Consider the following 25,045-nt stretch of genomic DNA (forward strand, 5'->3'; position numbering starts at 1 on the left):
AGACACGGTTGACATGAGATCGAAGAAGGCAATGTTCACGGTTTTGGTGGTGGCGGGCGTGGTGGCCGCCACCGTGTCACCGGCCGCCGCGACGCCGGACGCACCCTCCTCCGGAACCGGAGACGTCGCGATGAGCAGACCGGCGGCGGACGTGTATTGGAGAGGCTCCTGGGCGGCCGCTCAGCAGCCGCGCAACCCTTACGTCCCCGGTTGGTCGCAACGCGGTTTCACCGACCAGTCGCTGCGGCAAGTCGTCCGGACCAGCGTCGGTGGCACCCACGTGCGCATCCGCCTGTCCAACCTCTACGGCGACACCCCGCTTCCGGTCACCGGCGCCAGCATCGCCCGCACCGAAGCCGGTGCCACGCTGCAACGCGGGTCCCAGCGCCACCTCACCTTCGGCGGCAGGCAGTGGGCCCAAATCCCGGTCGGGACGGAACTGGACAGCGACCCGCTGCTGCTGCACACCACACCGCTGGAACAGCTCACCGTGACGCTGTACTTCGCCCGCCACACCGGCCGCGCGACCTACCACAGTCGGGCGACCGCGACCAGCTACTTGGCCAACGGCGACCACCGCGTCGACCCCACCGGCACCGCCTTCACCGGCAGATCCGGCTCCTGGTACTTCCTCACCCGCGTGGACGTCCGAGGCGACCGGGCACACCCACCCGACGGGATCGTCGCACTGGGCGACTCCATCACCGACGGCTACGGCTCCACCCCCAACGCGAACAACCGCTACCCCGACGAACTCGCCGAACGCCTCGTGCGCACCAACACCCCCCGCCCGGTCCTCAACGCCGGCATCAGCGCCAACCGCGTGCTCAGCGACTCACCCTGCGGCGGCGAATCGGCCATCGCCCGGTTCCGGCGCAACGTGGCCACCCAGCCCGGCGTGCGCACGGTCATCGTGCTCGAAGGCATCAACGACATCCGCACCCAAGGCGGCACGACCGGCTGCGCGCAGGGCGCACCGATGATCACCACACAACAGCTGATCGACGGCCACAGGTACCTAATCAGATGGGCCCGCGACCGCGGACTCACCGCGATCGGCGCGACCCTCCCGCCGTGCGGCTGCGCCGGCGGCGAGGAAACCATGCGCACCGAACTCAACCGCTGGATGCGCACCACCGCGGGCACCGCGGGCGGCTACGACGCCGTGGCCGACGTCCACACGACACTGGCCGACCCTGCCAACCCCCGCACCTTGCGCCCCGCCTACGACAGCGGTGACGGCCTGCACCCCAACAACGCCGGCTACCGCCGCATCGCCGAAACCATCCCCCTCGCAAAACTGTAACCATCCCAGCGACACCGTCCACCAGCCCCAGGACGCACTCGGGTAGCCTCGTCGTTTGTAGTGACTGAGGCGGGCTTGGTGTTGTCGTCGGCGGCGGAAGCGTGACCAGGACCAGACGTGCTCGGCTGCGTCGGTGACACGCAGGACCAGCTTGATGAGCAGGAGTCGTATCTTCGGTAGCGTGAATCCGATCATGTCTGGCTCGTCGACGCCGATTCCCCTTTTATCGCAAGGGAGCTGGCGGCGAGCCAGGCGTGGGCGAGCATTGACAGTGTGCTGTGGGCGTACCAAGCCCACCACGATCAGGCCTGGTAGTGGTCGAGCCAGGCTTCGTTTTTGGCTTGCCGGAAGTATTCCTCGATCCGCCAGCGGGTGCCGGCGATCCAGGCCAGATCCAGCAGTGTCGATCGGCGGGGTCCGTAGCAGACGTAGTAAGCGGTCTCGGTCGGGTCGTCAATCGAACGCCGGGCGAGTAGCCAGTGCCCACGCCCGGTCCGCCAGCTGATGCGCATCGGGATCCGGGCCCAGTCACTCGCGGGGCCCGTGCGCCCGCGCCGCACTCGCGCTCGGCGCCCTGGCCGTGTGGTCATTTCGACGGACCCCGCGGAAATCCCTGCCGTGTCAGGATTAGCCGGTAAGGGCGGCTTGATGCTGGGGAGCGAAAATGGGGGCGATGATCGCGGCACTCGCCGCGGGCTGCGCGGTGGTGGCGGTGTTCCTCTCCGGTGACGCGGTCCGCCCGGACCGGCCGGATCTGGAGGTGGCGCTCGTCGCGGCGGCGTCGGTGCTCGCGGCCCTGCTGGCGTTCGGGAAAGCCCGGGGAACGCGGATCACCTCGGTGGTCTTCGCCGCCGGCGCCGCGGGCTGGGCGATCTACTGCCTGAGCACCGACATCGGCAGCGGTACACCGGGTAGCTCGACGGGAGTACTCGCAGTAGCCGCCGTCGTCACCTTGGTGGCGACGGGACTCACGGCGAGGAGTAATGCGCGTCGGCTGCGGTGGTGGCTCGCCGTCCCCTTGGTGGTGGCGCTCGCGGTGGGGACGGTCACCGCGGCCGTGATCGTGCCCGCGCAGGCGGTGCGGTCTGTGACGGCCGCGACCGTCGCGGCGCCCGCGATCGCCGACCGGGTCACGAACCGGCCGTGGAAGTGGACCCCGCCCACCGAGGTGCGGGACGCGGTCGTGGCGGGCGCCGGAGTCGTGATCGGCGGAGTGGACAGCGACGTCACCGCGCTCGACGGACCGACCGGCGCGGTGCGCTGGACTTACGCCCGGCCGGGCGCCCGCCTCCGCGCGCTCGTCCCCACTCCGGACAGGCTCCTGCTGCTGGCCGTCTACGGCGGTTCCGGCCGTGACCACCTCACGGTCCTCGACGCGTTCACCGGAGCACCGGTCCAGGAGACACTGATCGAAGAGGCGAGCGGCGCCGACCTCCTCGCCCCGACCAACACCATACTCCCCGCGATCACTTACCTGGGGGACAACAATTTCCGCGTCAACGCGCTCGACCTCCGCACCGGAAAAGAACTCTGGACGTGGACCGCGCCACAGGGCTGTGTCTCCCCCTTCGCGCTGCCCGCGAGCGGCCGTGACGTCGTCCTCGCGCCGCTGCTCTGCCCGGACCGGCTCAGCGTGCTCGGTCTCGACGAACGCACCGGAACGCCGCGCTGGGAACACAAGTTGCCGGTGACACGCCCTTCCGACGAGAAGGCCGACTACTACCTGCACTCCGCCCTCGACGGCGGCACCGTTTCCCTGTCGCTGCGCTATGCCGGCCTGGCCAGTGGCGCCGGCACGGACGTCGTACTCGACGCCGCCAACGGTGCCGTCGTATCCACAATGGACCCCAAGGCGTCGAAGCGGATCACCCTCGGCCCCGTGGCCATCGCGGAACGCAGCACGGACGGAAAGGTCACCGAGGCCACCTTGGACGGCGGGGTGGCCGTCGACCTCGCCGCCTGTCCGGACCGGCGCGCGCAAGCCACCACGCCGACGGCGTATCTGCGTCTGTGCGTCCTTCCCGGCGGCGCGGTGGTGGTGCACCGGCAGGAACTCGACGGCTCACCGGCGTCCACCCTGCCCGTCGACTGGCCGCCGTCCACCGACCCAGCCGGCGCCCTGAACTCCGGCTTCACCCGCCACGCGCTCCTCCCCGCACCCGGCGCGCTGGTCGCCGTCCGCGACGGCGCCACCCCGGTCATCGGCTACCCCGCCGGTTGAGCTCGGCGCGATTTCGTGGATTGACCAGGCGTGAACGGGTAACCCCTGCGAGTGGACCGAATCGCCCCACCGCATAGACCTCGTATACCCCACCCTTCATGAGCCGGAACTTCGGGGGTCCGAGGTACTCGAGCCCGTACGCGGGCTGGAGCCACTGCCCGCCCTCCTCGACCCGACACTTCACGATCATCGTGCTCCGTCCCTACGCGACTTTGTCGATCCGGCATTGACGGGGCGCGGACGCCCCCTCAACCGTGGCATACCGCTCGCTAGTCCAAGCACCATCCGACCAGCGGGTTCTCGATAACCGCAGGTCAGCGCCCTGCCGGAACCTGACTGGCAGTGAAGGGTCACGAAGGCTGTTCTCGCAGGTCAGGACGTCCCCATTGACGCGACCCAGGGGATTCACGAGCAAGTATGTTCATCCGGAACGTGGTGCCATCGGTCACCAAGACGTTGCGCGTGGCACGATCAAACGGCCGGGCCGCGTACATTCTCGGTGCGGCCGCTCTCACCTGCGAGTAGCTCGGTGATGCCAAGCCCAGCGACTATGGTCACGCTCTTCTCCTTGTTCAGGAAGCGCAAACCCATGAAGTTGTCGCCGGTCGTGAATCCCGGCAGCGCCCACACCCGCTCGTAGGGGATCGTGACCGGGCAGAAGGTGCGGAAGGTGTAGACATTGCGCCACAAACAGCGGGCCGGATCCGGGACCCACAGTCGACGGGCGAGTTCGTCGTTGCGCAGGAAGCAACCGACCGTCCCGATCCCGCGCGCATGCTTCTGCCCCGTGAGAAGTACGAAATCCCCTGCGTCGAGCGTGTCCATTTTCCTGTCGTGCTGTGCGGTCGCGCCCCAGAAGTGAGCTTGCCCGTCCGGGTGCTCGGCGTCCAGTTCGGCACGTTCCGCAGGGCTCAGCACCTCGGCATACCACTGACGCCGGAAGGGCACCGGCCGCTCCAGCGTCAGTGCCCAATGCCGCCGCGCCTCTTTCGTGCGGTACGACGGCTGAATAATCACCCGCATGGTTTACGGTTGCCCGCCTCGTGCCCGCCGAAACCTGGGTTAGACGTGGGAGTGCCGATGCGGGACGGCGGCGATGAACTCCTTGGTCTCGGGAAGCACGTCCGCCCGCAGATCCAGGATCATGGTGGGACCGGGAAACGCCCACTCCCGGCCGAGGCCTGCACACGAACGCCTGGCTGCACACCGGGACTGGGCTCGCGCGATGCGACGAGTCGTCGAGCAGCCTGTGGCCCGCCCAGGCGCTCGCCTGCCTGGCCCGAGCCCGTCCCGGCCAGGATGCGCACGAGACAGCTCGGGCCGGACCGATAGGGACCGGATCACGCGCCACCGATGTCGGCGTGCCAGCTCGTAAGAAAGGAATCCTTCCATGCCCACCTTCGAACTCACGCGGCCAACAACGATGCCGGCGGACGAGCACAGATCAGCCGCCGCGCCACCCGGTCGCGCGGTGGGCGTGCCTCCGGTTGTCGGGCGGTCGTCTTGGGCAGGATTTAGCAGGCCGGGCCCAGTGACCTGACCAGGTCAAGCATCTCGGCGTGGTGCAGTGCGCCGGGGTTGCGCGCGACGGGATGGATATGGCCGTCGATCTCCAGGGCCACCAACCCGTGCATCCGGCCCCACACGCGCAGCGCGAGCGCCGCCGCGGCGGGCGGGACGTCCGGAAGGTCCTCCTGAATCTTCGCGACGTACTCGGGGTGCAGATCCGACCAGGAACTCTCATCCACCTGGCCGTTGCGCCCGTTGAGCCACGCGGCAGCCACTAGTTGGGTCAGCTGGCGGCACACACGGCGAGCGGTTCGGTCCACCGGCCCGTCCTCAGGCGGCTGGTAGCCAGGAACGGGGTGCCCGTAGAAGAGCCGGAAGCCCTCCGGGTGAGCCAGCGCCCATTTCCGTAGGCCCTGGCCCCAGGCCACCAGCCTGCCGCCGGGGTCGGTGTCGGGCACGGCTTGGGTGGCGTTCTCCAAGGCCTCGGCAAGCGACGCGCCGATTCCGCTGATCAGCGCGGTGATCAAATCATCCCTGGTGGGGAAGTAGCTGTATATGGCGCGCGCAGTCATTCCCATCTCACGGGCGATGCCGCGCAACGAGATCGCTCCCGGCCCCGCGTCGGCCATCTGTCGCAGCGCGATCGCCATGATTTCCCGGCTGGTCTCCGCCCTCAACCGATCCCGGCGGGTAGGCCTGTCCGCACCGGAGGCGTTGTCGATCTCACTCACCTTGACAGGATACAACGTTTCAATACTCTTACGTGTGTCATTAGTACACACCGTGTCCAGATTTGAGGATCGCATGCCGGCTTACGTCATCGTCAACGTCGAGGTGCTTGACGAGGAGGCGGGCTGGGCCTACGCCCCCGTGGCCCAGCAGTCGATCCTCAGCCACGGCGGCCGCTACCTGATCGCGGGCCCCACGCCCGAACCCGTGGAAGGCACCTGGGACTCACCCCGGATCCTGGTCATCGAGTTCCCCGACATGGATCGGGTCCAGCAGTGGTACGACTCCCCCGAGTACCGCCGCGCCCGGCAGATACGGGACGGCAAAGCCCGAGTGCAGATGCTGTTCGTCGAGGGCTCTCCACCCGAGGGCTTCTCCCTCCCGGCCTGACCACACTCGACACGAAGGGCGAGAGAATCCCCCACCGCCAGCCCGATACGGGACCCACCTCCGCGCCAGCGTCATCTTCGCCAGCGTGGACCAACACCGTACTGGCCGCGACCCGGCCGACTACGGCCTTTGCCGCACGACTGGTCGGTGGGTGGGTGGTTCCCACCCTTCCCGAGGTCAATTCTGCGTGTCGTCGCCCAGGGCGTGCGCGTTGTAGGCCAGCAGCTCCCAGGAGTGTCCGTCCGGGTCGTCGACGGCCCGGTTGTACAGCCAGCCCATGTCCTGGGCTGCACGTGGCTCGGTGGCACCCGCGGCGAGCGCCGCGTCGGCCAGGCGGTCCACTTCTTCGCGCGACCCGGCGGCCAGTGCGTTGATCACCTCGATCGGGCCATCCGCTGTGGTTCGCTTGGTGAACGTCGCGAAGGTCCCGCGTGTCATCAGCTGCACCACGATCGCGTCAGCGAACACCACCTGGACAGAGGTGTCACCGCTGAACTCCGGATTGACCGCTCCCCCCAACGCCAGATAGACCTTCGTGCTCGCTTCCAAATCGGTGACCGGCAGATTGACGTAAATCTGCGTGATTGCCATGACATGCCCTCCAGGATGTCGGTGTGCCGGGCGCTCCCGGTGTCACCACGAAATCTAGGGGCGTACCGCGACCTCGGTCTTGTACAGGAGCGACAACATCTCCTCGCCGCCGGCCTGCCTCAGCTGGGATGCCGTGCGTCCGGTGAACCGGGTCAGTGAGCGCGCCAGGTGTGGCTGGTCGTGATATCCGACCTGCTGCACGACGTCGATCGCGGCCATCCCCTGGCCCAACAACATCACGGCCTGCGTCCTCCGCGCGCAGGCTGGCACCCAGACCGCCCGCTGGCGCAGGACACGCTGCACAGCCTGACCGTGCCCCCCGCCGCACCGCCCGGCCGGCACGTCCCCGATGCCCGCGGAGCCGTCACCCTTCCCGCCGCGGCCCGCCACATGCGCGGCATCGAACCCGACCGGCCTCTCGTCCTCGCCGCCTCGACCCACGAACAGCTACTCATCGTCCACCCCGGCAGGACCATCGCCCGTCTCCTGACCGAGCACTACCGCGACGTAACGGAACTGGGTCATGACGCCTGACCCCGCCAAGCTTTTCTCCGCCAGCGACCCGATCTTGGTCCATCCCTGGCTTACCCGGTTGGCATGACACGGCCCGCGGCTCGAGGGCAGACATGACCGGCGTAACGCACAGAACAGCACATACGACTACGAATCACCTCGTGTCAAGGAGGATCCTTGTGATCAAGGTCGTCGCCCTCTTCGCCGCAGCGGCTGCGGCAGCGGTCACCCTCACGGCCTGTTCCGGTCGTGACACCGGCGATCTCGGTGTCGACGGCTTGACTCCCGCCCCTGCTTCGACACCCAGCTACACGCCGCAAGGGTCCTGCCCTCCTCTGCAGACCGGACAGTCATGCATCAATGGGCAACTGGTCCAGTCCAGCCCGACCAGCGAAGCTCCGCAGTCACCGCCCCAGGTCGAGTCCAGTCCAGCCAGCGTGGCTCCGCAGTACCCGCCCCAGGTCGAGCAGGCCCGTGGGTCCGCGGAGTCGTATCTCGGCTACAGCGCTTTCTCGCGAAACGGCTTGATCGATCAGCTGTCCTCGAAGTACGGCGACAGCTACCCGAAGAACGTCGCCACCCAGGCGGTGGACAGCCTGGATGTCGACTGGAACGCGCAGGCAGCCAAATCGGCACAGTCCTACCTGGACTACACCTCGTTCTCGTGCACCGGCTTGATCCAGCAGCTGTCATCGAGGTACGGCGGGCAATTCACCAACGCCCAGGCCAAGTTCGGCGCACACCAGACGAAGGCGTGCAAATGAGGTCCCGCCTTTGAACATCGCCGAACACTCCGCTCCCCTCGCGCCGCACCTGTCGCCGGAAGATCGGCCGAATCCACGTAGCCGTCCGGCAACGCATCCCAGCACCCAGCGTGATCGCACTCGACAGCCTCGCCGCCGGCGAAGCCGTGAACCACTTCATGCTCGCCGTCACCAACCTCCACACCGATGACGACGAACACTCCTTCCTGCACTTCCCCCGCAGCGGACAGCGCGCCTACCGGCAAGCCCGCCGCGACCCAAGCTGCCGTACTTGCTCCAGCCTCGGCCACCTCGCACGCGGCGACGACCTCTCATAGGCCTTGTCTCCCTACACCCCGACAAGTCTGCCGCAGCGCGGTAACTCGCCGTGAGGTCATACGCCTTGAGAATCTCCCTGTTTCATCACCTCGCGCAGCCTCGCCGCACGACGATCTGGACGATCTACCGGGGAGATATCTGCCATCCACGGGAACCCAGGACGACCAGCGGGGCCTATCTGGCCCGCTATAGGGAGTATTCACTGGCCACGAACATCATTCATCAGCTAACTCATACTTAGCCTAGTTCAGGGATAGCGGGGAAGTACTTGTAGAGCTTACTGTCAACATGGACTCCACGAACCCTTGGAACGCGTTGAGCGGGCTCCAGATGGAAGCGAGACCAAGGAACGGCGAATTCATGCATTTGCAAGCGGCCCAGGATCTCTTCAGAGATCCACTATGGACGTTTGCGACAGCTAACACAGCAGGTAAAGGTGGCACGAGGCGACGGCCTACGCTCAACTTCGCTCTGTGCGACATGATCCCCAACGCCGAGCACTGGCGGGTTTCCGTGCACGAAGCACAGGAACTCCAGCACGCGATCATGGGCTACCTGCCGGGTTACGCCACCCCGCGGATCGTCTGCGACGTGCCCTACGTCGGAAGCGCTGGGTCCACCAGCTCGCCGACTACGACCGTGAACTCGGCATCTCCTACTGGACCAAGAACTACCGGACCGGGATCGAGCACGAAGACCCTGAAGCCTTGCAGCGTCGCTACCCCTACTACGACCCGATCTCCACCCTGCCCGAAGCCGGCCAGCGCTGGTGGCGCGACCAGCCCCCGATGGCCTGACCGACCAGCCCGCCAGGTAAGTCCACGAGGGGCCGTTCAGGCTCATGCGCGAGCTTGAAGCGCCCCCTCCGTCCGGGCCGGACACGCGGCACGTGTGTCCGGCCCGGACGGAGTCAGCGGGCGTCCGTCCGGGCGGGACGCGGCTTCATAACCGGCGTGGTGGTCATGGGCGGCGGGAGTACTGCATGGAGCGACGTCAGCTTCGCGATCACGAGGCTTGGCTCCGGGTCAGTCCGGCGACAGGAACACGACGATGTCGGTTTCCTTGCCTGGCCGGGGCTCGGGTTCACGCCATCCGATCCGGCGGTAGAAGGCGAGCGTGTCGTGGGCCTGATGCCAGGTCAGCAGCCAGGCGCGAGCGCCGGGTGCGGTCGCGGTGAGATTCGACAGCAGTCGCCGTCCGAGTCCGGTCCCGCGGGCGCGGGAACGCACCCCGAGTTCGTCGATCTCGAACGCTCCGACCAGCAGTTCACCGACCCGGTCGATGCCGAGCCGCTCGGTGACCTTGGAGTAGGCGCGATCGGCGCGAAAGGGAGCCGAGGTGGTCCAGCCGGTAACGAAACCGTCGACCTCGCCGGTGTCGGAAAAGGCCAGGATGGCGCGGAAACCGGGACGCCGGGCATCTGCCTCCAGCCGCTCCCGGAACGCCGACCGGGTCTCCTCCGGGTCCCGGTGTTCCCACGGCGGAGCGGTGAAGACGTCGACGTAGGCGTCGACGAGCTCGTCCGCGACAGTGACGACATCGGAGCCGAAATACCTCATGGTGACTCAAGATACCGACGCAACCCGACTGATTCCCGCACGCCGGACGACCCTGCCCCAGCCGCTTCGTCAGCGGATCGCCGACCTGATCGCAGACCTCCGAGCCAAGGCCGGCGGTGGCCCGCTCCCGCCCAGCATCACGGCACTACAGCAAAGCTTGCCGACGCCCGCGCCCTCATCCAGGAATTTGAAGCCCGCGAAGCTCAGCTACTCGCCCAGAGACCCTCTGCGCTGTCATCACCGAACTCACCCATGAAGCCACATCGACAACGTCATAACGCTCCACACAGGACGGAGCCGGGCATGACCAAGGCCATCGGTTTGGCTTCCAGATCACTGTGCTCTCGCCCAGGAGCGAGTGCGCCAGCCGGGCATGCCCTCGTCGAGCCAACGTTCGACGACGCGTCGCCACGCGTCGTCAGGAGCGGCTTCCCGCACGTCCTCCCAGTTCATCTGGGCGGTGTCGTCGTCGATGAAGAGGACGTCGAAGTAGGCATCGAACGTATCCGCAACAGTGGCCAGGACATTACGTTCAGTCAGTCCTGTCCACTGCGGCAGCCCATGTACGAAGGCAACCAGCCGCCCGCTGTTCTCCGGGCTGAGATCGAGGAACAACGTGTCGTTGCCGCCATTACGAGCAATCGGGAGCATCCACTCCATCGAAACGTGCTCAGCCAGCGGGCCGTCATTTCGCCGTCGGTATTCGCCGAGGACGGTGCCAGAGCCGTACTCACCGTGCTGGTCTCTTCCGACCTGGTGGAGCTCGGTGAAGCCGATGACCTCTCCCGCTTCGCCGGGAGGCACACGGATGTCGTACTCCAGACTGCCGCCGTTGGCCAGTTCGATGAAGGCTCGGTATCCGCTCGGAAGCCGGCCACCGATCTCGTCTTCAAGCGCCTTGAGTTCGTCGGGATGCACGGCCGTGAACGGGCCGAAGATCATCCGCCCTCGGTAGTAGCGGGTCAACTTGTCCTCCATCACGCGATTGTCCCAGCATCCGCCAAGCGGCGATCACTGCCGCCTGGGCACCGGCGCCACGACGCGGTCAAGCTCCGTGTTGGACGGAGCCGTCGGACATGACCAGCGCCGCGCGTGTCGGGCAATGAAGGGATGACCGAAGACCACCTTTCACCCGCACCGGCCTGAGTCTGCGCACCCACCAACTCCGCACCGTCGCCGACTACCTCCGCTTGCGTGACCCGGCCCCGGAGCTGCCGTTCAATCCCGTCCTTCCAGGACAGTCGATCGCGACTACGGGACTGAACGAAGTTCGGTGTGATTCCTGATCTTGGATGTGCACCTGATGACCGACATCAGGTCCGGCGTGCGAAGACAGACACGGTGCCGTTGTCATGCAGGAAGATCTCGGCACAGTCGGGCCCGGCCATGCTGCCGCCTTCGCGTGTCGCGGCGAACCAGAAACGGGCCGCGCGGCTGAGTGACTGCTGGTCAGCCGTCCTCTGGCTACTTCTCCAAGATGGGGCTCAGGAGCCGACCCAGACAATTACGAGAGATCGAACGGGGCGGGGAAGTGGCCTTCCCAGATCTGGCGGGATGCCTCTTCGGGATAGGGCAGAGTCTTCGATTCGGTGTTCAGGACGCGGGTGAGGTGTCCGCCGGGCCGATGGGCGGACCAGCCCGCGTCGCCGGTGGTGACGAAGCGGACCCATGCCTCCTGGAGTTCGCGGGAGAGCGCGACGGCCTCGGAAGGGGGCTCCTCGCCGATGAGCTGGGTGCCGACGGGGCTGTCCAGCGTGCCGAACGCCAGGGGCACGTCGAGGCTGTGGCAGGCGCCCAGGATGCCGCCGAGGGCCGGAGCAACCCAGCTCAGTTCGAACAGGTACGAGGTGCCGCCGGCTGCCGCGTTCGCCTCGGCCAGCTTCTGTGACGGCATGCGGAACAGGGCGTCGGAGTACACCGTCTCCACCAGCTCCTCCGGGCCCGCCTGCGGGAACGCGGCACGGTAGGCCCGCGCGCCGTCCGGCTGCGGGGCGTGCAGCTCCAGGGCTGCGTGGGCGTCCTCTTCGGTGAAGGTGCCGTGCCGTCCGCTCATGACGCTGAAGTACCGGAATTCGTCCCGGGTGTGGCCGACGAGCAGTTCGGTCCCGCTCGCGCGCGCGCCGGTCAGCGCGGGCCAGGGTGTTTCCTGGAGGACCTCGCCGTCGACGACGGGGCACAGCGCGGTGCCGGTGTCCGTGAGGCGTCCCCAGCTCTGCCGGTGCGCGTGGAGGCCGGCGTTGAAAGAGGTGAGCTCGGCGGCCAGGTGCCATGGGTCTATGTCACGCAGGGCTGCGGCGGTGGGGGCCGTCGCGCCGAGCCGGTCCGTGAACGCGGCGGTGACCTGCCGTGCCAGCGCGGGAGTGCTGTGCAGCCCCGGCACCGAATGGGCGATGGCCCGCCGGAACAGGCCGCGCGCGGACTTCATCGTCAGCAGGGCGGCGACCGAGCCCGCCCCGGCGGACACCCCGCCCACGGTGACCTGGCCGGGGTCGCCGCCGAAGGCGGCGATGTTGCGCTGCACCCACTCCAGCGCCGCGATCTGGTCGAGGAATCCGCGGTTGGGCGGCACGTCGTCGAGGAACGCGAAACCCTCCGCGCCCACGCGGCAGTTGATGGTCACCACGACGACTCCCGCCTCGGCCAGCGCTGCCGGGTCGTACATCGGGTCGCTCGACGCCGCCGAGAGGTAGCCGCCCACAGGGATCCAGACCAGCACCGGCAGTCCCGCCGCGCCGGGATCCGGGGTGCCGACGTTGAGCGTCAGCCAGTCGGTGCCCTGCGGGGGCACGTCGATCGGCAGGGACAGCGGCACCACGGGGCCGAACTCGTCCGCCTGCCTCGTCCCTTCCCAGCGGTGCGGCGGCGCGGGCGCGGCGAAGCGGAGCGCTCCGACCGGGGGCTGGGCGTAAGGGATGCCGCGGAACACCGCGTGCCCCTGCCGCCGGCGCCCCTGCACCACGCCTTCCGTGGTTCGTACCTTTGGCTGTTCGGACATGACGATTCCTTCCCTCGCGTGGACCCCAGGTTATGGGTCAGATGTATTATGTCAACCGTATTGGAACAGTTCCGGGTACGAGGGAGGGACCGGCGATGCCGAAACAGGTGGATCACCACGGACGCCGCGAAGCGATCGCCCGCGCACTGTGGCGGGTGGTGGAGCAGCGCGGCGTCACACAGCTGACGATGCGCATGGTGGCGCAGGAAGCGGGCATGTCACTCGGGCAACTGCAGCACTACTTCGCCTCCCGGACCGCCATGCTCTCCTTCGCCATGGATCTGGCATCCGAGCAGACCTCGGTGCGCATACACCGGGAGCTCGAAAAGCTCGGCGATCGTCCGCACCCCCGTGACGTGCTGCGACTGACGCTCGCGGAAATGCTCCCCCTGCACGCCGACGCCCGCGCGACCAGCCGGATGAACGCCGCCTACGTCCTGGAGGCGCTGCACGACGAGGCCGTGCACGAGCAGGCGCGCCGTGGCCTCGTCCAAGGGCGGGCCCTCGTCGAGCAGTTGGTCCGCCAGGCGATCGCCGACGGGCACATCGACTCCGGCCGCGACCCGGCGATCGAGACCAACCTGCTCCTCGCCCTCGCCGGCTTCACCCCTCTGATCGAACTCGACGTGATCGAGCCCCAGGACGCGCTCGCCGCGATCGACGTGCATCTGGACCGGCTGTTCGGAAGTACGCGACCAGCCCCGGACACGGGGGCAGGTGGGACAAGGTCAGCTCCAGACCGCCGCGTTCGCCGCACTCCGTGAGTCGCTGGCATCGACTTCTCGCGGGATTCCGCCCGCTACGAACACCACGACGTGATCTCGACGCTGCTGCCCGCTGGTTCCGGAGCACCACGTTCGACGAGGCCGCCGCCGCGCCGAATCGCCAACGCGTCCTGTGGCAGCGCTACCGGACCTTCGAGGAACTCGGCCGCGACCTCGACCTGTTCGGCGAAGCCGACCGACCTGGTGCCGGACCCCACCTGGCTCCGAAGTCGCCGATCCTCGTCGGCGGCGGCCGGCTCTCGGCGCCGTCGATCGGCCGGCACAACGCCGAACTGCTGTAGTTCGGTCTCCGTGTCTGTTGGTGAACCCCCGTCCGCGATCGCGTCGGGCAGGGCGCGACCTCGGCAAACCTCTCACGTGTACGAACAGAGGCGCCCTGCCACCGCGATAGCGGGACTTTCGGTCTTAGCGGCTTCACGCGTTATGCCTATTTCGCGAGGCACGTCGCAGCTCCGCCAACAGGTTCTCAGTGATCCGCCGCTGAGCGGTCTTCGCTCGCCGCCCACGATGACAGGAACCTGAGGCCGTCGTGGGCGGCACTGCCAGGCTCGGCGGTCCAGACGATGAGCTGCTGCTCGGGGTCACTCGTACAGGTGAGCGCGTCCCAGTCGAGCGTCAACTCGCCCGCGACGGGGTGGCGGAGTGTCTTGCTGCCCCGCTCGCGGGCGGTGACGCGATGATCGCCCCACCACGTGCGGAAGTCGCCATCCTTCATCGACAGTTCACCGACCAGGGCGGCCATCCGCTGGTCGTGTGGGTTGCGGCCGGCCTCCATCCGCAGCATCGCCACAGCGGTGCGGGCCATCGGCTCCCACTCCACGTGCAAGGTCCTGAAAGCGGGGTCGGAGAACATCAGCCACACGTAATTCCGTTTCTTTTCCGGAATGTCCGAGAAATCGACCAGCAGCGCGGAAGCCATCCGGTTCCAGCCGAGAATGTCCATTCGCCTACCGAGCACCAGTGCGGGGCTCGTGGTCAGTTCATCCAGCACCCGCAGCAACTGCGGTGACACCTTCTGTGCGGAGTGGCGGCGTGGCCGTTCGGCGTCTTTTCCGGCGAGCTCGAACAGGTATTCGCGTTCGTCGTCGTCCAGATGCAACACTCGCGCGAGGACGTCGAGCACCGATGCGGATGCCTGCCTGCGTCCCTGCTCGATACGGGTGTAGTAGTCGGGGCTGATCGAGGCCAGAAGGGCGACCTCCTCACGGCGCAGTCCCTTGACCCGCCGCTTGGCGCCGGTCTCGGGCAACCCGACCGTCCGGGGGCTCACCTCCGACCGGCGGGCCTTGAGAAACTCCCCCAGTTCGTTGGCGTGGTCGTCGCTGCTCATGACCTCATTGTCGCAACAGGTGCAACTCGGGAGCCTGGGCCAATTGTGTCCCTGGACAGTGGTGTGGGGGGCTGAAACCGTCCCATTGTAGGAGCGAGTGAGGCGGGTGAGTCTCGAATACGAGGCCGAACGAAACGTCCGGCCGAAGAAAACTCATGTAGTCCGTGAAAAGAAAGATCCCGAAGATGAAGACGAACGTCACCTTCCCGAGCGCCGGGCTCGCGCTGGCCGGTCTCCTGTTCACCCCGGACGACCACACCGGCACCCCGCTGCCCGCCGTCGTCGTGTCCCACCCCAGCGGCGGCGTGAAGGAGCAGACTGCCTCGATCTACGCCGAGCGCCTGGCTCGCGAGGGGTACGCCACCCTGGTGTTCGACGCCGCGTATCAGGGCGAGAGCGAGGGCCTGCCCCGTGGCTTGGAGAACCCCTTCCAGCGTGCCGAGGACGTCCGAGCCGCGGTCACCTACCTGACCACCCGCGACGACATCGACCCGGCCAGGATCGGCGCACTCGGTATCTGCGCCTCCGGCGGATACGTCCCGTTCGCCGCGCAGACCGACCACCGGATCAAGGCCGTCGCCACGGTCAGCGCCGTGGACATCCGCAGTCTGCTGGTCGAGGGACTGGGCCGCATCCAGGGCCCGGAGGTCCTGCAGGCCATGCTGGACCAGGCGGGCGCGCTGCGCACCGCCGAGGCGCGGGGCGAGGCCCCGGCCGTGCAGAACTGGGCGCCGGAAAGCCCCGAAGGGTTGGAGGAAGCTCCGACGCTGTACCGCGAGGCGCAGGACTACTACCGCACCCCGCGCGGCCGGCACACCAACTCCACCAACGAATGGGCGCTGCGCAGCATCGACCAGATCGCGCAATACGACTCGTACGCGATGATCAAGCTGATCGCGCCCCGGCCGCTGCTGATGATCATCGGCAGCGACGCCGACACCGGCTACTTCAGCCGCGAGGCCATCGAGAAGGCCGACGAGCCCAAAGAGCTGTTCGTCATCGACGGTGCCACCCACGTCGCCCTCTACGACCAGGACGAGCACGTCACCCCCGCGGTCACCAAGCTCACCGGATTCTTCGGCGAGCACCTGACCGCCTGAACGAGAGGAGAACACCCATGGAATCCGTGACCTTCAAGAACCGCACCTGGGACGTCGCCGCCGACGTCCGCTTCCCGGAAGGCTTCGACCCGGCCAAGAAGTACCCGGCGATCATCTGCGCCCACCCGATCAGCAGCTGCAAGGAGCAGACGTCCGGCAGCATTTACGCCGAGCGCCTGACCGAACTCGGCTACGTGACCCTCGCGTTCGACGCGTCGCACCAGGGCGCGAGCGGCGGCGAGCCGCGCCACCTCGAAGACCCCGCCACCCGGGTCGAGGACTTCCGCTGCGCGATCGACTACCTGGTGACACTGGACTACGTCGACGAAGACCGCATCGGCGTGGTCGGCGTCTGCGGTGGCGGTGGCTACGCCGCGAACGCCACGATGACCGACCACCGCATCAAGGCGCTCGGCACCGTCGTCGCCGCCAACTACGGACGGCTCATGCGCGAAGGCGATCTGAGCGCCAACGCCGCGGTCGCGACACTCGAAGCGATCGGCAAGCAACGCACGGCCGAGGCCCGGGGCGCGGAGCCGCACATCACCACCTACATCCCCACCTCGGTCGAGGAGCGGGAAAAGGCCGGAATCACCGACATCGACATCGTCAACGCCGTCGAGTACTACACCACCCCCAGGGGCCAGAGCGCCGGCTCACCCAACAAGCTGCGCTTCTCCGGCCTCGAAGCGGCGGTCGGCTTCGACGCCTTCCACCTGGCCGAGGTGCTGCTGACGCAGCCGCTGCAGGTCATCATCGGCGACGTGCCGGGCGGATTCGGGTCCTACCGGGACGGATTCGAACTGTTCGACCGGGCCCGCTCCGAGAAGAAGGACATCTTCGTCGTGCAAGGCGCGAGCCACTACGACCTGTACGACCAGCCGAAGTACGTCGACCAGGCGCTGGCGAAACTGGGCACCTTCTTCGAAGAAAACCTCTGATCAGAGTACGAGTAGCTTGGTCACCACGTTGGTCGGGTAGATGGCGGTGTAGAAGCTCATTCCGCTTGGCGCGACCTTGGCGGCGAGCCCGCTGACAGGCTTCATGTGGCTCAGCTCTAATGCAGCATCGGGGACCAGCGACGCCGAGATGATGGCGAAAGCCTCTTCGGTGAACTGCAGCGCGCCGATGGCCGATCAGCTTGGTTGCGGGCTCGTCGGCCATCGGCGTGACACCCCGCCTCGACAGGCTGTTCACCCGGGTCGTGGAAAGGTTCGCATCGGCATCGACCCCGCATGACCCAGCGTCGCGTGACGAAGCTATGGAGAACGAGACTGTGGGCGCGAAGCTTGATAGAGGCATAGGCGAAAGGAGTGACACGATTCGCGAGTACTTGTCGCGACGCAGCGAGCCGGCCTTCCCCCTCACTCGTTAGAGTGCACTTTTCGGTTGAGGTTCCAAGGGTCACGACTGGATGGACCACCACCTGGCAACACCAAGACCGGCCATTTTTTCCTTACCCGCTTGACTTCTCATGTGCAGACAGCGTCGATCGCGGTGTTGTGCTCATACGCAGGAAGAAGGTCCGGGAAATCCTCGATTCAACCGATGGTGTCAACATCGTTTCACTCGACGGCAAGATGCGTGATTCTTGGGCTAAAGTACTTGCCCCGCAACGAGGTCTGAGTAGTTGATGTTGTCACCAGGGTTGCGGCACCCCGTGCGCCACGGGAACGTTCATGAGGCATCATGTTCGACAGCAAGGCACTTGCTTCACCCGTTTCAGGGGCAGATACCGGCCTCTGTCGCCTTGTATGGATTTGCCGTCCGGATGTCCGCCCGCTCGCTACGTCATGAATATCGAGTTCTGCCCGACCTGTGACCGCTTGACCGTGCCGTGCACTTCGCCAGTCCGTGAGAGCCGATCCGGCGTTGTGGCGGTCACCGGCCTTGGGCACTGGCCACGAGCAGAAATGCGCCGTGAGTGCCGGACGCGCGGCGATTCGACGTGATCGAGCTCGACGTGCTGCTGACGAAAGCTCGGCGGCACCGGGCACGCTCGGGCGGTTCGCTGACCTAGGCCGCGAATAGGAGTATTGACCAAGTGGATGTGACGAACGGAGTCACCCTGTTGCTCGTCGAGAAGTTCGGTGTCACACGGCCCGCCGTCGAGCAGGAAGCCGCGTTGTACGCCCTGGGCTTGGACTCTCTCGCTCTGGAGGAATTACGGCTGCTCATCGAGGAACGGTGGCAAATCGATCTCGAGGACGTCCGGCTGACGTCCCGGGAGACGGTGGGCCAGTTGATCACGGCCGTGCAGAGCAAGGTGCCGGAGTGATGGGACGGTCATCGGGTCGGCTCACCGCCGCTGTGACCGGCCTGGGTCTCGTCACGGCGGCCGGAGTCGGCACCGACGCCACCTGGCGTGGTGTGACAGCGGCCGAGGCCGCTCCGGCCGTGCGCCGCCGGACCGAACTCTCCGGGTTGTCCTGCGATTTCATGTACACGATCGACGGGCTGGACACCCAGGCGCTCTTGGGTCTGCCCGCGTTGCGCATGATGGACCGATTCTCGCAACTGGCGGTGATCGCGGCCAGGGAAGCGGTGGCCGACGCCGGTGTGGACGCGTCGGCCTGGGACGCCGGCCGGGTGGCCGTGGTCATCGGATCAGCGCACGGCGGTCTTCCGTTCTACGACGAGCAGAGCACGGTGCTCGCGGAGAAGGGCGCGCGTCGCGTGTCGCCGAAGCTCGCTCCGATGACCACACTGAACAGCGCCGCCAGCAGTGTCTGCCTGAACCTCGGTGTGCGGGGACCGAGTCTCGCGGTGGCGACAGCGTGCTCCTCCGGCACCGTGGCGATCGGGACAGCACTGCAACTGCTTCGCTCCGGTGCGTGCGACATCGCGATCGCCGGCGGTGCGGAGTCGGTGTGTTCCCGGCTGCTGATCGCCAGCGCCTGTCAGATGAGGGCGGTGTCGACCCGTCGAGACGACCCGGCCACCGCCTGCCGTCCATTCGACGCGGACCGCGACGGTTTCGTTGTCGGGGAGGGAGCCGGTCTTCTGGTTCTCGAACGAGAGGACCATGCCAGGGCCCGCGGCGCGCGTGTGCGAGCGGGGATCGCCGGGTACGGGGCATCGAGCGACGCGTACTCGGCGGTCGCGCCCTCCCCTGACGGCAAGGGCATCGAGGATGCGTTGCGGGTAGCCCTGGCGGACGCGGACATCGACCCGGGCGAGGTCGGCCACGTCAATGCCCACGGCACGTCGACGGTGATCAACGACCTGACCGAAGGCACCGTTCTGCACCGTGTGCTCGGCGACCGCCCGCTGGTGACCTCCACCAAGGCGATGACCGGCCACACCCTGGGGGCGGCGGGCGGCATCGAGACCGCTCTGACCGCGCTCGCCCTGCAACACCAGGTGGTGCCTCCCACGGTCAATCTGCGGACGCGTGACCTCCGCATCCCGATCGACGTGGTCGCCAAAGAAGCCCGTCCGGCGTCCTTCGACTGCGCGGTGAAGACGTCGATGGGCTTCGGCGGGCACAACGCCGCACTCGTGCTGACCCGAGCCTGCTGACGCGGCGCGCTGCTCCGAAGGGGAAGGATCATGCTTGAGGAAATCGTCCGCCGGCTGTCGGTCGACCACGTGCGGTTCGCTTACCGCCTGCTCCGGCATTCCGCGCCGGTGACCGAACCGGTCATCGTGATCGGCGGTGGGCTGCAGGGCATGCTCGGCTGGCCCAGCATGGACGACCGGATCGCGCCGGTGACGTCTTTGATCACCGCGGATCTGCCCGGCATGGGTGATGCCGATCCACTACCTGCCGAGCTGGGCACCGAACTGTTGTGCGCGGCGATCGACCGGATACTCGACGACCTCGGTGAGCCGCGAGTCAACCTGTTCGGCTTCTCCTACGGTGCCGAGCTGGTCTTCCGGTGTGCGCAACGCAGGCCACAGCTCGTCGCCCGGTTGGCCCTCGGCGGTGCTGTGCCCCACACCACCGCGGCGCAACGTGACCAGGTGCGCCGGGCGGGCGACCACCTGGCCGCCGGTCGCATCGCAGAGTTCGCCACCGCGGCCGCCGAAGCGCAACTCTGCCTCGACGAAGAGCACTACATCCCGCGGCGGGACCTGGTCTACCGGTATGTCAGGCGGTCGATGCTGCACGCCGCGACAACCACCCCGAACCTGATGGACTATCTGCAGCGCGCTCTGCTCAGCGGCCAGTCGTTCACCGGGGGGCTCTCCGGCGTGCCGACGCTCGTGTTCACCGGCGAACACGACACCATCAGCTCACCCGCCCGGCAACGCGCTTTCGCCGCGACCGTTCCCGGCAGCCGCTTCCGCACGATCAAGGACGCGGACCACTGGGTCGTGCTCGAACGCGCCGGCGACGTGGCCGACCTGGCGCTGCGGTTCTTCACCGACCGACCCTTGGATACCGCCACCTACCTCACCGGTCACGTCACTACTTCGCCCGGACCATGAGTTCCTTCGCAGGAAGGTCTCGGCTCCGATCGACACACCGTGGTCGAACAGGGCGGTCCGCCCGAGACACCCGCCCTTTCCAGGGCAACCGTCTTGAGTGAGCGTGCCCGAGCTGAGTGCCGAACTCACCGCGAAGACCGTCTCGGCGTGCTGCGTCACCAGGTGGGTGCACCGAGGCTGCGGGAGATCGAGCGGGCGGTCTCCCGAACGGCCGCGACGAGGTCGCGACGGGGCTGACGGTCCTCATCGCAGACCCGTTCGATGGCGCCCGTGATCGCGATCGCGCCCACGGTGAGGTTGCGCTCGTCGTGGATGGGCGCGGCGATGGAGGCTTCACCGTGCACGAGTTCGTCACGGTCCATCGCCCAGCCCTCCGCCCGGATCAGGTTGATCTGCTGGAGTAATTCGTCTCGCCGGATGACGGTGGCAGGTGTCTTGCCGGGAAGGTCGATGCTGTCGGCCAGGATGTTCCCGCGCAGGTCGAAACCGAGGAGGGTTTTGCCCAGCGCGCTGGCATGGAGCGGCAGCAGCGTTCCGACTTCCAAGACCTGGAGGCTGTCATCCGGGCGGAACACATGGTGGATGACGAGCACCTTGTTCTCGTGCACGGTGCCGATCCGGACACTTTCGCCCGAGCGAGTGGCCAGGGAATCCGCCCAGCTGAGGGCTCGGGAGCGCAGTTCGTTGACGTCGAGGTAGACGTTGCCCAGGTGCAGCAGCGTCGGACCCAGCCGGTACTTCCCGCCGGCGCCGATCTGTTCGACGAACCCGACGTATTGCAGCGTCTGCAGGAGTCCGTGCACCGTGCCCTTGGGCAGGTTCATCGCGTGGGCCAGTTCGACGACGCCGAGCTGGCGCGACCCCGAGGCGAGCAGTCGCAGGATGGTGGCCGCGCGTTCGACCGACTGGATCCGTTCTGGCACGCTGCCACCCTAACGATGCCATCGGCGCGACCGGAGATCACGACCCGTCCGGCCCCTCCTCGAACGGGGCTTGTCCGCTGAACACCTGGTGGGCCCGCTCGCGGTCGAATTCCTTGGTCCAGGTGCCGATGAGGATGGTGGCGATGGCGTTGCCGGCGAAGTTGGTGAGGGCGCGCGCTTCGGACATGAAGCGGTCGATGCCGAGGATGAAGCCGACGCCGTCGACGAGTTCGGGGCGGTGTGATTGGAGTCCGCCGGCGAGGGTGGCGATGCCGGCGCCGCTGACGCCCGCGGCGCCTTTGGAGGCGATGATCATGAACAGCAGCAGGGAGATCTGCTCGCCGAGGGACAGTGGCTGGTCTTGTGCGGTGGCGATGAACAGGGTCGCCATGGTGAGGTAGATGGCGGTGCCGTCGAGGTTGAAGGAGTAGCCGGTGGGCACGGTGATGCCGACGACGGGTTTGGAGACCCCGAGGTGTTCCATTTTCGCGATCAGGCGCGGGAGGGCCGATTCGGACGAGGAGGTCGAGAGGATCAGCAGGAATTCCCGGCCGAGGTAGCGCAGCAGGGTGAAGATGCTGATCCGTGTGCCGAGCCAGAGCACCGTGCCGAGTACGCCGAACACGAACACCAGGCAGGTCAGGTAGAAGCCGATCATGATGACGGCGAGGCCGCGCAGCGCGCCCCAGCCGGTCTCGCCGACCACGGCGGCGATCGCGCCGAACGCGCCCACCGGGGCGGTCCACATGATCATGGCGAGGATGCGGAACACGAGCCGCTGGATGTGCTCGACGCCGCGGCGGATCGGTTCGCCCTTGGTGCCGAGTTTCTGCACGGCGAAGCCGGCGAGCAGGGCGACCAGCAGCGTCTGCAGCACCTGGCCCTCGGTGAACGCGGAGCCGAAGCTGGTCGGGATGATCCCGAGCAGGAAATCGACGGTGCCGTCGCCACCCTCGGCTTGGGTGTGGGCCTTCGCGGCGGCCGCGGGGTCGAGGTGCAGGCCTTCGCCGGGGTGCAAGAGGTTGCCGACGACGAGGCCGATCGCGAGCGCGAACGTCGACATCATCAGGAAGTAGCCCAGTGACAGCAACCCGACCTTGCCGACCTTCGCGGCCTTCGCCACCGATCCGATACCGAGCACGATGGTGCAGAAGATGATCGGGGAGATCATCATCTTGATCAGATCGACGAAACCCGTGCCGAGAGGTTTGAGCTCCCTGGCCAGCCCTGGCGCGGCGAACCCGACCACCACACCGAGAACCACCGCCACCACCACAGCCAGATACAGATAGCGCATCTTGTCTCGACGACGCGGCGCCGCTTCAGACGTTGCAGGCACTTTCGCTTCCGAGCGTGTCATTGGACGCGTCCGTTCCACGACGCGGCCATGAACTCCAAGGCCGCGGGCAGTCCGCTGGTCCAGTAGGACCACTCATGGGCGCCTTCGCGTGCGATGAAGTGATGAGGCACGGATTTGCGGGTCAGTGCGGTGTGCAGCTCGACGTTGCCCAGGAAGAACTGGTCGTACGAGCCGCAATCGAGGAACCAGGCGGTGCGGGACATGTCCGCGGTCGATGACCGGGTGATGGTGTCGAGCAGGTTCCACTGCCGGTAGAGCGGGTTGGCAAGCCGGGCGCGGCCGCGCAGATCCGCGCCCCAGGCACGCGCGAAGCGCCAGTTGTACTCGGCGACGGGCAGGGCGATCATTTCCTCGGCGGTGCGGTGCCCGACGCTGAAGCCGAACGCCGCGGCGAACAGACCTGGTCGCCGTAACGCGAACGACAGGGCGCCGAAGCCGCCCATGGACTGGCCGCAGATCCCGCGACGGGCCGCGGTGCCCCCTGCACCGTGGGCGTTCTCCACATGGGGAACGAACTCGTCGAGGAACATGGCGGCGTAGCGGAACGTGCCGTCGGCGTCGTCCATGTAGTAGGTCACGAACTGATCGGTGGAGGATCTGGTGGTGTCGCGGCGCGCGTCGGGCATCACGACCAGGGTCGGTGGTAGCCGTCTGGCCGCGATCGCCGCGTCGACGATCTCGCGGACCCGGCCGAGCTGCACCCATTCGGTGTGATCCCCGGTGAGACCGTGCAACAGGTACAGGATGGGGTAGGTCCGTGTCCCGCCGCGCCGGTAGCCAGGCGGCGTGTAGAGCGAATAAGGCACGTCCGCCCCCAGAATCCGGCTCCGCATCCGGAGGACGGTGGTCTCCCCCTTCGCTCGGTCCGTGGCGTCGGCACTCGCGTTGCCGAAGAAGGTCGCGGCCGTCGCGGCCGTCGCCGCGCCTAGCACAGTTCGTCGCTGAACCATGTGATGTCCTCATTTCCGATGTCGCTCGCTCTGGCACGCGAGCCGCCGTAAACATACGCAGTTCGACAATGCCGAACAAGAGGCAATCTGAAACCCAGTCTCCTCGGCTTTCAGCTCCGATCTAACGACCGGGAACTACGTTCCCCGGAAGTCGCTCCAGATTTGTTCGACATTGTCGAACAAAGTTTCTTGGCGACGAAGGTCTGCTGTGGCAGGTTCGAGCCAGCCGCCGGATGCCCCACCGGCGCGAGGCCGCGAGCCGGAAGCCGAGTCTCCGCGGTCAGGTGAACTCAACGAGGAGAACTGCATGCGAATCCAGCTCACGACCCGCAGAAGCGCTGCCGTCCTGTCGGCGGTCCTGGCCTGCGCCGTGCTCGGCGGTACCGCCCACGGTGCGACACCCGCGCCACAACCGGCCGCGTCGGTGGCCGCGAACGCCTACGAACGCGGCCCCGCACCGACCGAGGAATCGGTTCGTGCCCCGCGGGGCACGTTCGCCGTGTCGTCGGTGACCATCGCGCGTGCACAGGTGACCGGGTTCGGAGGCGGGACGATCCACTACCCGACCGACACCAGCCAGGGCACCTACGGCGGCATCGCCGTCGTCCCGGGGTACACCTCGCCCGAGAGCGCGATCGCGTGGCTGGGGCCGCATCTGGCGTCGCGCGGCTTCGTGGTCATGACCATGGCGACGATCAACACCCAGGACCAGCCCACCTCCCGCGGCAACCAATTGCTCGCCGCACTGGACTACCTCACGCAGAAATCCCCGGCCCAGGTCCGGCAGCGCCTCGACGGCACCCGGCTCGGCGTCATGGGGCATTCCATGGGCGGTGGCGGCAGCCTCTATGCGGAATCGATCCGCAAGACCATCAAAGCCGGCGTCCCGCTGGCCCCCTACAACCAGGACAAGACGTGGGAGTCGATCACCACACCCACCCTGCTTCTCGCCGGCACCGCCGACAACGTCGCCGGCATCTCGCAGCACGCCCGGCCCATGTACAACAGCATGACCAGGGCCCGTGAACGCGGTCTGATCAACGTCACCGGCGCCGATCACGGCACCTTCACCAGGGAGCACCCGGTGATCGGCAAGTTCTCCGAAGCCTGGATGAAGCGGTTCATCGACAACGACACCCGCTACAACCGGTTCCTGTGCCCCGCCACCACCGGCAACGGTGTCAGCGAATTCCAGGCGACCTGCCCGATGTCCTGATCCCGCGGACTCCTCGTCAGTGGCTGTCCCCCCAGCAGGGAGCGGGCAGCCA

At 67.2% G+C, this 25,045-nt stretch carries 25 protein-coding genes and 2 pseudogenes; 15 read left to right on the forward strand and 12 right to left on the reverse strand.

Annotated features, from left to right (window positions below; genetic code table 11):
* Positions 1-31 precede the first annotated feature (31 nt).
* Positions 32-1,306, forward strand: coding sequence for an SGNH/GDSL hydrolase family protein (locus tag P3102_RS19025; RefSeq protein WP_276360478.1), 1,275 nt, complete (start codon positions 32-34; stop codon positions 1,304-1,306).
* A 191-nt stretch (positions 1,307-1,497) separates the two neighbouring features.
* On the opposite strand, the pseudogene P3102_RS19030 reads toward P3102_RS19025, so the two are convergent.
* Positions 1,498-1,855: pseudogene (locus P3102_RS19030) on the reverse strand (IS701 family transposase); the annotation flags it as partial.
* A 115-nt stretch (positions 1,856-1,970) separates the two neighbouring features.
* Here P3102_RS19030 and P3102_RS19035 point away from each other — a divergent pair.
* The gene (locus tag P3102_RS19035) at positions 1,971-3,527 is read left to right on the forward strand and encodes a PQQ-binding-like beta-propeller repeat protein (protein WP_276360480.1); all 1,557 of its coding nucleotides are present in this window, start codon (positions 1,971-1,973) and stop codon (positions 3,525-3,527) included.
* Between the two features lie 471 nt (positions 3,528-3,998).
* Here the strand turns inward: P3102_RS19035 and P3102_RS19040 are convergent, their stop codons facing one another.
* Positions 3,999-4,550 carry a hypothetical protein gene (locus P3102_RS19040; protein WP_276360481.1) on the reverse strand — a complete coding sequence of 184 codons (552 nt, stop codon included), beginning with the start codon at positions 4,548-4,550 and terminating at the stop codon, positions 3,999-4,001.
* A 491-nt stretch (positions 4,551-5,041) separates the two neighbouring features.
* Positions 5,042-5,767 (reverse strand): TetR/AcrR family transcriptional regulator, encoded by a 726-nt coding sequence (locus P3102_RS19045; RefSeq protein ID WP_276360483.1) that lies wholly within the window; start codon positions 5,765-5,767, stop codon positions 5,042-5,044.
* Positions 5,768-5,840: 73 nt separating this feature from the next.
* Here P3102_RS19045 and P3102_RS19050 point away from each other — a divergent pair, with 73 nt between their 5' ends.
* On the forward strand, positions 5,841-6,155 hold the full coding sequence (locus tag P3102_RS19050; RefSeq protein WP_276360485.1) for a DUF1330 domain-containing protein: 315 nt from the start codon (positions 5,841-5,843) through the stop codon (positions 6,153-6,155).
* Between the two features lie 177 nt (positions 6,156-6,332).
* On the opposite strand, the gene P3102_RS19055 is transcribed toward P3102_RS19050, so the two are convergent.
* Together P3102_RS19055 and P3102_RS19060 are read right to left on the reverse strand one after the other, a co-directional pair.
* The gene (locus tag P3102_RS19055; RefSeq protein ID WP_276360487.1) at positions 6,333-6,746 is read right to left on the reverse strand and encodes a VOC family protein; all 414 of its coding nucleotides are present in this window, start codon (positions 6,744-6,746) and stop codon (positions 6,333-6,335) included.
* Between the two features lie 54 nt (positions 6,747-6,800).
* The gene (locus P3102_RS19060; RefSeq protein WP_276360488.1) at positions 6,801-6,986 is read right to left on the reverse strand and encodes a hypothetical protein; all 186 of its coding nucleotides are present in this window, start codon (positions 6,984-6,986) and stop codon (positions 6,801-6,803) included.
* 72 nt (positions 6,987-7,058) lie between these two features.
* On the opposite strand from P3102_RS19060, the gene P3102_RS19065 reads away from it, so the two are divergent.
* From P3102_RS19065 to P3102_RS19080, 4 genes and pseudogenes are all read left to right on the forward strand, one after another.
* Positions 7,059-7,280, forward strand: a complete 222-nt coding sequence (locus P3102_RS19065) for a hypothetical protein (RefSeq protein WP_276360490.1) — start codon at positions 7,059-7,061, stop codon at positions 7,278-7,280.
* Between the two features lie 158 nt (positions 7,281-7,438).
* Entirely contained in the window at positions 7,439-8,023 is a 585-nt protein-coding gene (locus tag P3102_RS19070) for an Ltp family lipoprotein (protein ID WP_276360492.1), read from the forward strand.
* 110 nt (positions 8,024-8,133) lie between these two features.
* A complete protein-coding gene (locus P3102_RS19075; RefSeq protein WP_276360493.1) occupies positions 8,134-8,340 on the forward strand; it encodes a hypothetical protein in 207 nt (68 codons plus the stop codon).
* Between the two features lie 472 nt (positions 8,341-8,812).
* Positions 8,813-9,138 (forward strand): annotated as a pseudogene (locus P3102_RS19080) (lysine 2,3-aminomutase); the annotation flags it as partial.
* 228 nt (positions 9,139-9,366) lie between these two features.
* Here P3102_RS19080 and P3102_RS19085 read toward each other — a convergent pair.
* From P3102_RS19085 to P3102_RS19095, 3 genes are all read right to left on the reverse strand, one after another.
* Complete coding sequence (locus P3102_RS19085) at positions 9,367-9,900, reverse strand: GNAT family N-acetyltransferase (protein ID WP_276360495.1); 534 nt, start codon at positions 9,898-9,900, stop codon at positions 9,367-9,369.
* Positions 9,901-10,233: 333 nt separating this feature from the next.
* Positions 10,234-10,878 carry an SMI1/KNR4 family protein gene (locus P3102_RS19090; RefSeq protein WP_276360497.1) on the reverse strand — a complete coding sequence of 215 codons (645 nt, stop codon included), beginning with the start codon at positions 10,876-10,878 and terminating at the stop codon, positions 10,234-10,236.
* Positions 10,879-11,404: 526 nt separating this feature from the next.
* Positions 11,405-12,895 (reverse strand): carboxylesterase family protein, encoded by a 1,491-nt coding sequence (locus tag P3102_RS19095; protein ID WP_276360499.1) that lies wholly within the window; start codon positions 12,893-12,895, stop codon positions 11,405-11,407.
* Positions 12,896-12,990: 95 nt separating this feature from the next.
* On the opposite strand from P3102_RS19095, the gene P3102_RS19100 reads away from it, so the two are divergent.
* Positions 12,991-13,659: a TetR family transcriptional regulator C-terminal domain-containing protein gene (locus tag P3102_RS19100; protein WP_276360500.1), complete on the forward strand. Its 669-nt coding sequence runs from the start codon at positions 12,991-12,993 to the stop codon at positions 13,657-13,659.
* Complete coding sequence (locus P3102_RS19105) at positions 13,656-13,961, forward strand: hypothetical protein (RefSeq protein WP_276360502.1); 306 nt, start codon at positions 13,656-13,658, stop codon at positions 13,959-13,961. The genes P3102_RS19100 and P3102_RS19105 overlap by 4 nt, the downstream gene beginning before the upstream one ends.
* A 185-nt stretch (positions 13,962-14,146) precedes the next feature.
* Here the strand turns inward: P3102_RS19105 and P3102_RS19110 are convergent, their stop codons facing one another.
* Entirely contained in the window at positions 14,147-15,010 is an 864-nt protein-coding gene (locus P3102_RS19110; protein ID WP_276360503.1) for a helix-turn-helix domain-containing protein, read from the reverse strand.
* Positions 15,011-15,195: 185 nt separating this feature from the next.
* Between P3102_RS19110 and P3102_RS19115 the strand changes: the two genes are divergently transcribed.
* From P3102_RS19115 to P3102_RS19135, 5 genes are all read left to right on the forward strand, one after another.
* The gene (locus tag P3102_RS19115) at positions 15,196-16,110 is read left to right on the forward strand and encodes an alpha/beta hydrolase (RefSeq protein WP_276360504.1); all 915 of its coding nucleotides are present in this window, start codon (positions 15,196-15,198) and stop codon (positions 16,108-16,110) included.
* A gap of 17 nt (positions 16,111-16,127) precedes the next feature.
* A complete protein-coding gene (locus P3102_RS19120; RefSeq protein WP_276360506.1) occupies positions 16,128-17,051 on the forward strand; it encodes an alpha/beta hydrolase in 924 nt (307 codons plus the stop codon).
* Between the two features lie 1,103 nt (positions 17,052-18,154).
* Positions 18,155-18,388, forward strand: a complete 234-nt coding sequence (locus P3102_RS19125) for a phosphopantetheine-binding protein (RefSeq protein WP_276360507.1) — start codon at positions 18,155-18,157, stop codon at positions 18,386-18,388.
* Positions 18,388-19,632 (forward strand): beta-ketoacyl-[acyl-carrier-protein] synthase family protein, encoded by a 1,245-nt coding sequence (locus tag P3102_RS19130; protein WP_276360509.1) that lies wholly within the window; start codon positions 18,388-18,390, stop codon positions 19,630-19,632. The genes P3102_RS19125 and P3102_RS19130 overlap by 1 nt, the downstream gene beginning before the upstream one ends.
* Before the next feature lie 30 nt (positions 19,633-19,662).
* Positions 19,663-20,544 (forward strand): alpha/beta hydrolase, encoded by an 882-nt coding sequence (locus P3102_RS19135; protein ID WP_276360510.1) that lies wholly within the window; start codon positions 19,663-19,665, stop codon positions 20,542-20,544.
* 155 nt (positions 20,545-20,699) lie between these two features.
* Here P3102_RS19135 and P3102_RS19140 read toward each other — a convergent pair whose 3' ends face one another.
* From P3102_RS19140 to P3102_RS19150, 3 genes are read right to left on the reverse strand one after another with little or no spacing between them, the layout of a single operon-like run.
* Positions 20,700-21,467 (reverse strand): IclR family transcriptional regulator, encoded by a 768-nt coding sequence (locus P3102_RS19140; protein ID WP_276360512.1) that lies wholly within the window; start codon positions 21,465-21,467, stop codon positions 20,700-20,702.
* Positions 21,468-21,504: 37 nt separating this feature from the next.
* Entirely contained in the window at positions 21,505-22,764 is a 1,260-nt protein-coding gene (locus P3102_RS19145; protein ID WP_276360514.1) for a cation:dicarboxylase symporter family transporter, read from the reverse strand.
* A gap of 59 nt (positions 22,765-22,823) precedes the next feature.
* Positions 22,824-23,777 carry an alpha/beta hydrolase-fold protein gene (locus P3102_RS19150; protein ID WP_276360515.1) on the reverse strand — a complete coding sequence of 318 codons (954 nt, stop codon included), beginning with the start codon at positions 23,775-23,777 and terminating at the stop codon, positions 22,824-22,826.
* Positions 23,778-24,084: 307 nt separating this feature from the next.
* Here P3102_RS19150 and P3102_RS19155 point away from each other — a divergent pair, with 307 nt between their 5' ends.
* Positions 24,085-24,993: an alpha/beta hydrolase gene (locus tag P3102_RS19155; protein WP_276360517.1), complete on the forward strand. Its 909-nt coding sequence runs from the start codon at positions 24,085-24,087 to the stop codon at positions 24,991-24,993.
* Positions 24,994-25,045: the final 52 nt, after the last annotated feature.

The organism is Amycolatopsis sp. QT-25 (genome assembly GCF_029369745.1).
Taxonomy (GTDB): domain Bacteria; phylum Actinomycetota; class Actinomycetes; order Mycobacteriales; family Pseudonocardiaceae; genus Amycolatopsis.

Excerpts from the sequence above, each read along its gene's own strand:
- P3102_RS19025 (WP_276360478.1), top strand. The coding sequence starts at position 32 with ATGTTCACGGTTTTGGTGGTGGCGGGCGTGGTGGCCGCCACCGTGTCA.
- P3102_RS19035 (WP_276360480.1), top strand. The coding sequence starts at position 1,971 with ATGGGGGCGATGATCGCGGCACTCGCCGCGGGCTGCGCGGTGGTGGCG.
- P3102_RS19040 (WP_276360481.1), bottom strand. The coding sequence starts at position 4,550 with ATGCGGGTGATTATTCAGCCGTCGTACCGCACGAAAGAGGCGCGGCGG.
- P3102_RS19050 (WP_276360485.1), top strand. The coding sequence starts at position 5,841 with ATGCCGGCTTACGTCATCGTCAACGTCGAGGTGCTTGACGAGGAGGCG.
- P3102_RS19055 (WP_276360487.1), bottom strand. The coding sequence starts at position 6,746 with ATGGCAATCACGCAGATTTACGTCAATCTGCCGGTCACCGATTTGGAA.
- P3102_RS19085 (WP_276360495.1), bottom strand. The coding sequence starts at position 9,900 with ATGAGGTATTTCGGCTCCGATGTCGTCACTGTCGCGGACGAGCTCGTC.
- P3102_RS19090 (WP_276360497.1), bottom strand. The coding sequence starts at position 10,878 with ATGGAGGACAAGTTGACCCGCTACTACCGAGGGCGGATGATCTTCGGC.
- P3102_RS19095 (WP_276360499.1), bottom strand. The coding sequence starts at position 12,895 with ATGTCCGAACAGCCAAAGGTACGAACCACGGAAGGCGTGGTGCAGGGG.
- P3102_RS19100 (WP_276360500.1), top strand. The coding sequence starts at position 12,991 with ATGCCGAAACAGGTGGATCACCACGGACGCCGCGAAGCGATCGCCCGC.
- P3102_RS19110 (WP_276360503.1), bottom strand. The coding sequence starts at position 15,010 with ATGAGCAGCGACGACCACGCCAACGAACTGGGGGAGTTTCTCAAGGCC.
- P3102_RS19115 (WP_276360504.1), top strand. The coding sequence starts at position 15,196 with ATGAAGACGAACGTCACCTTCCCGAGCGCCGGGCTCGCGCTGGCCGGT.
- P3102_RS19120 (WP_276360506.1), top strand. The coding sequence starts at position 16,128 with ATGGAATCCGTGACCTTCAAGAACCGCACCTGGGACGTCGCCGCCGAC.
- P3102_RS19130 (WP_276360509.1), top strand. The coding sequence starts at position 18,388 with ATGGGACGGTCATCGGGTCGGCTCACCGCCGCTGTGACCGGCCTGGGT.
- P3102_RS19135 (WP_276360510.1), top strand. The coding sequence starts at position 19,663 with ATGCTTGAGGAAATCGTCCGCCGGCTGTCGGTCGACCACGTGCGGTTC.
- P3102_RS19145 (WP_276360514.1), bottom strand. The coding sequence starts at position 22,764 with ATGCGCTATCTGTATCTGGCTGTGGTGGTGGCGGTGGTTCTCGGTGTG.
- P3102_RS19150 (WP_276360515.1), bottom strand. The coding sequence starts at position 23,777 with ATGGTTCAGCGACGAACTGTGCTAGGCGCGGCGACGGCCGCGACGGCC.
- P3102_RS19155 (WP_276360517.1), top strand. The coding sequence starts at position 24,085 with ATGCGAATCCAGCTCACGACCCGCAGAAGCGCTGCCGTCCTGTCGGCG.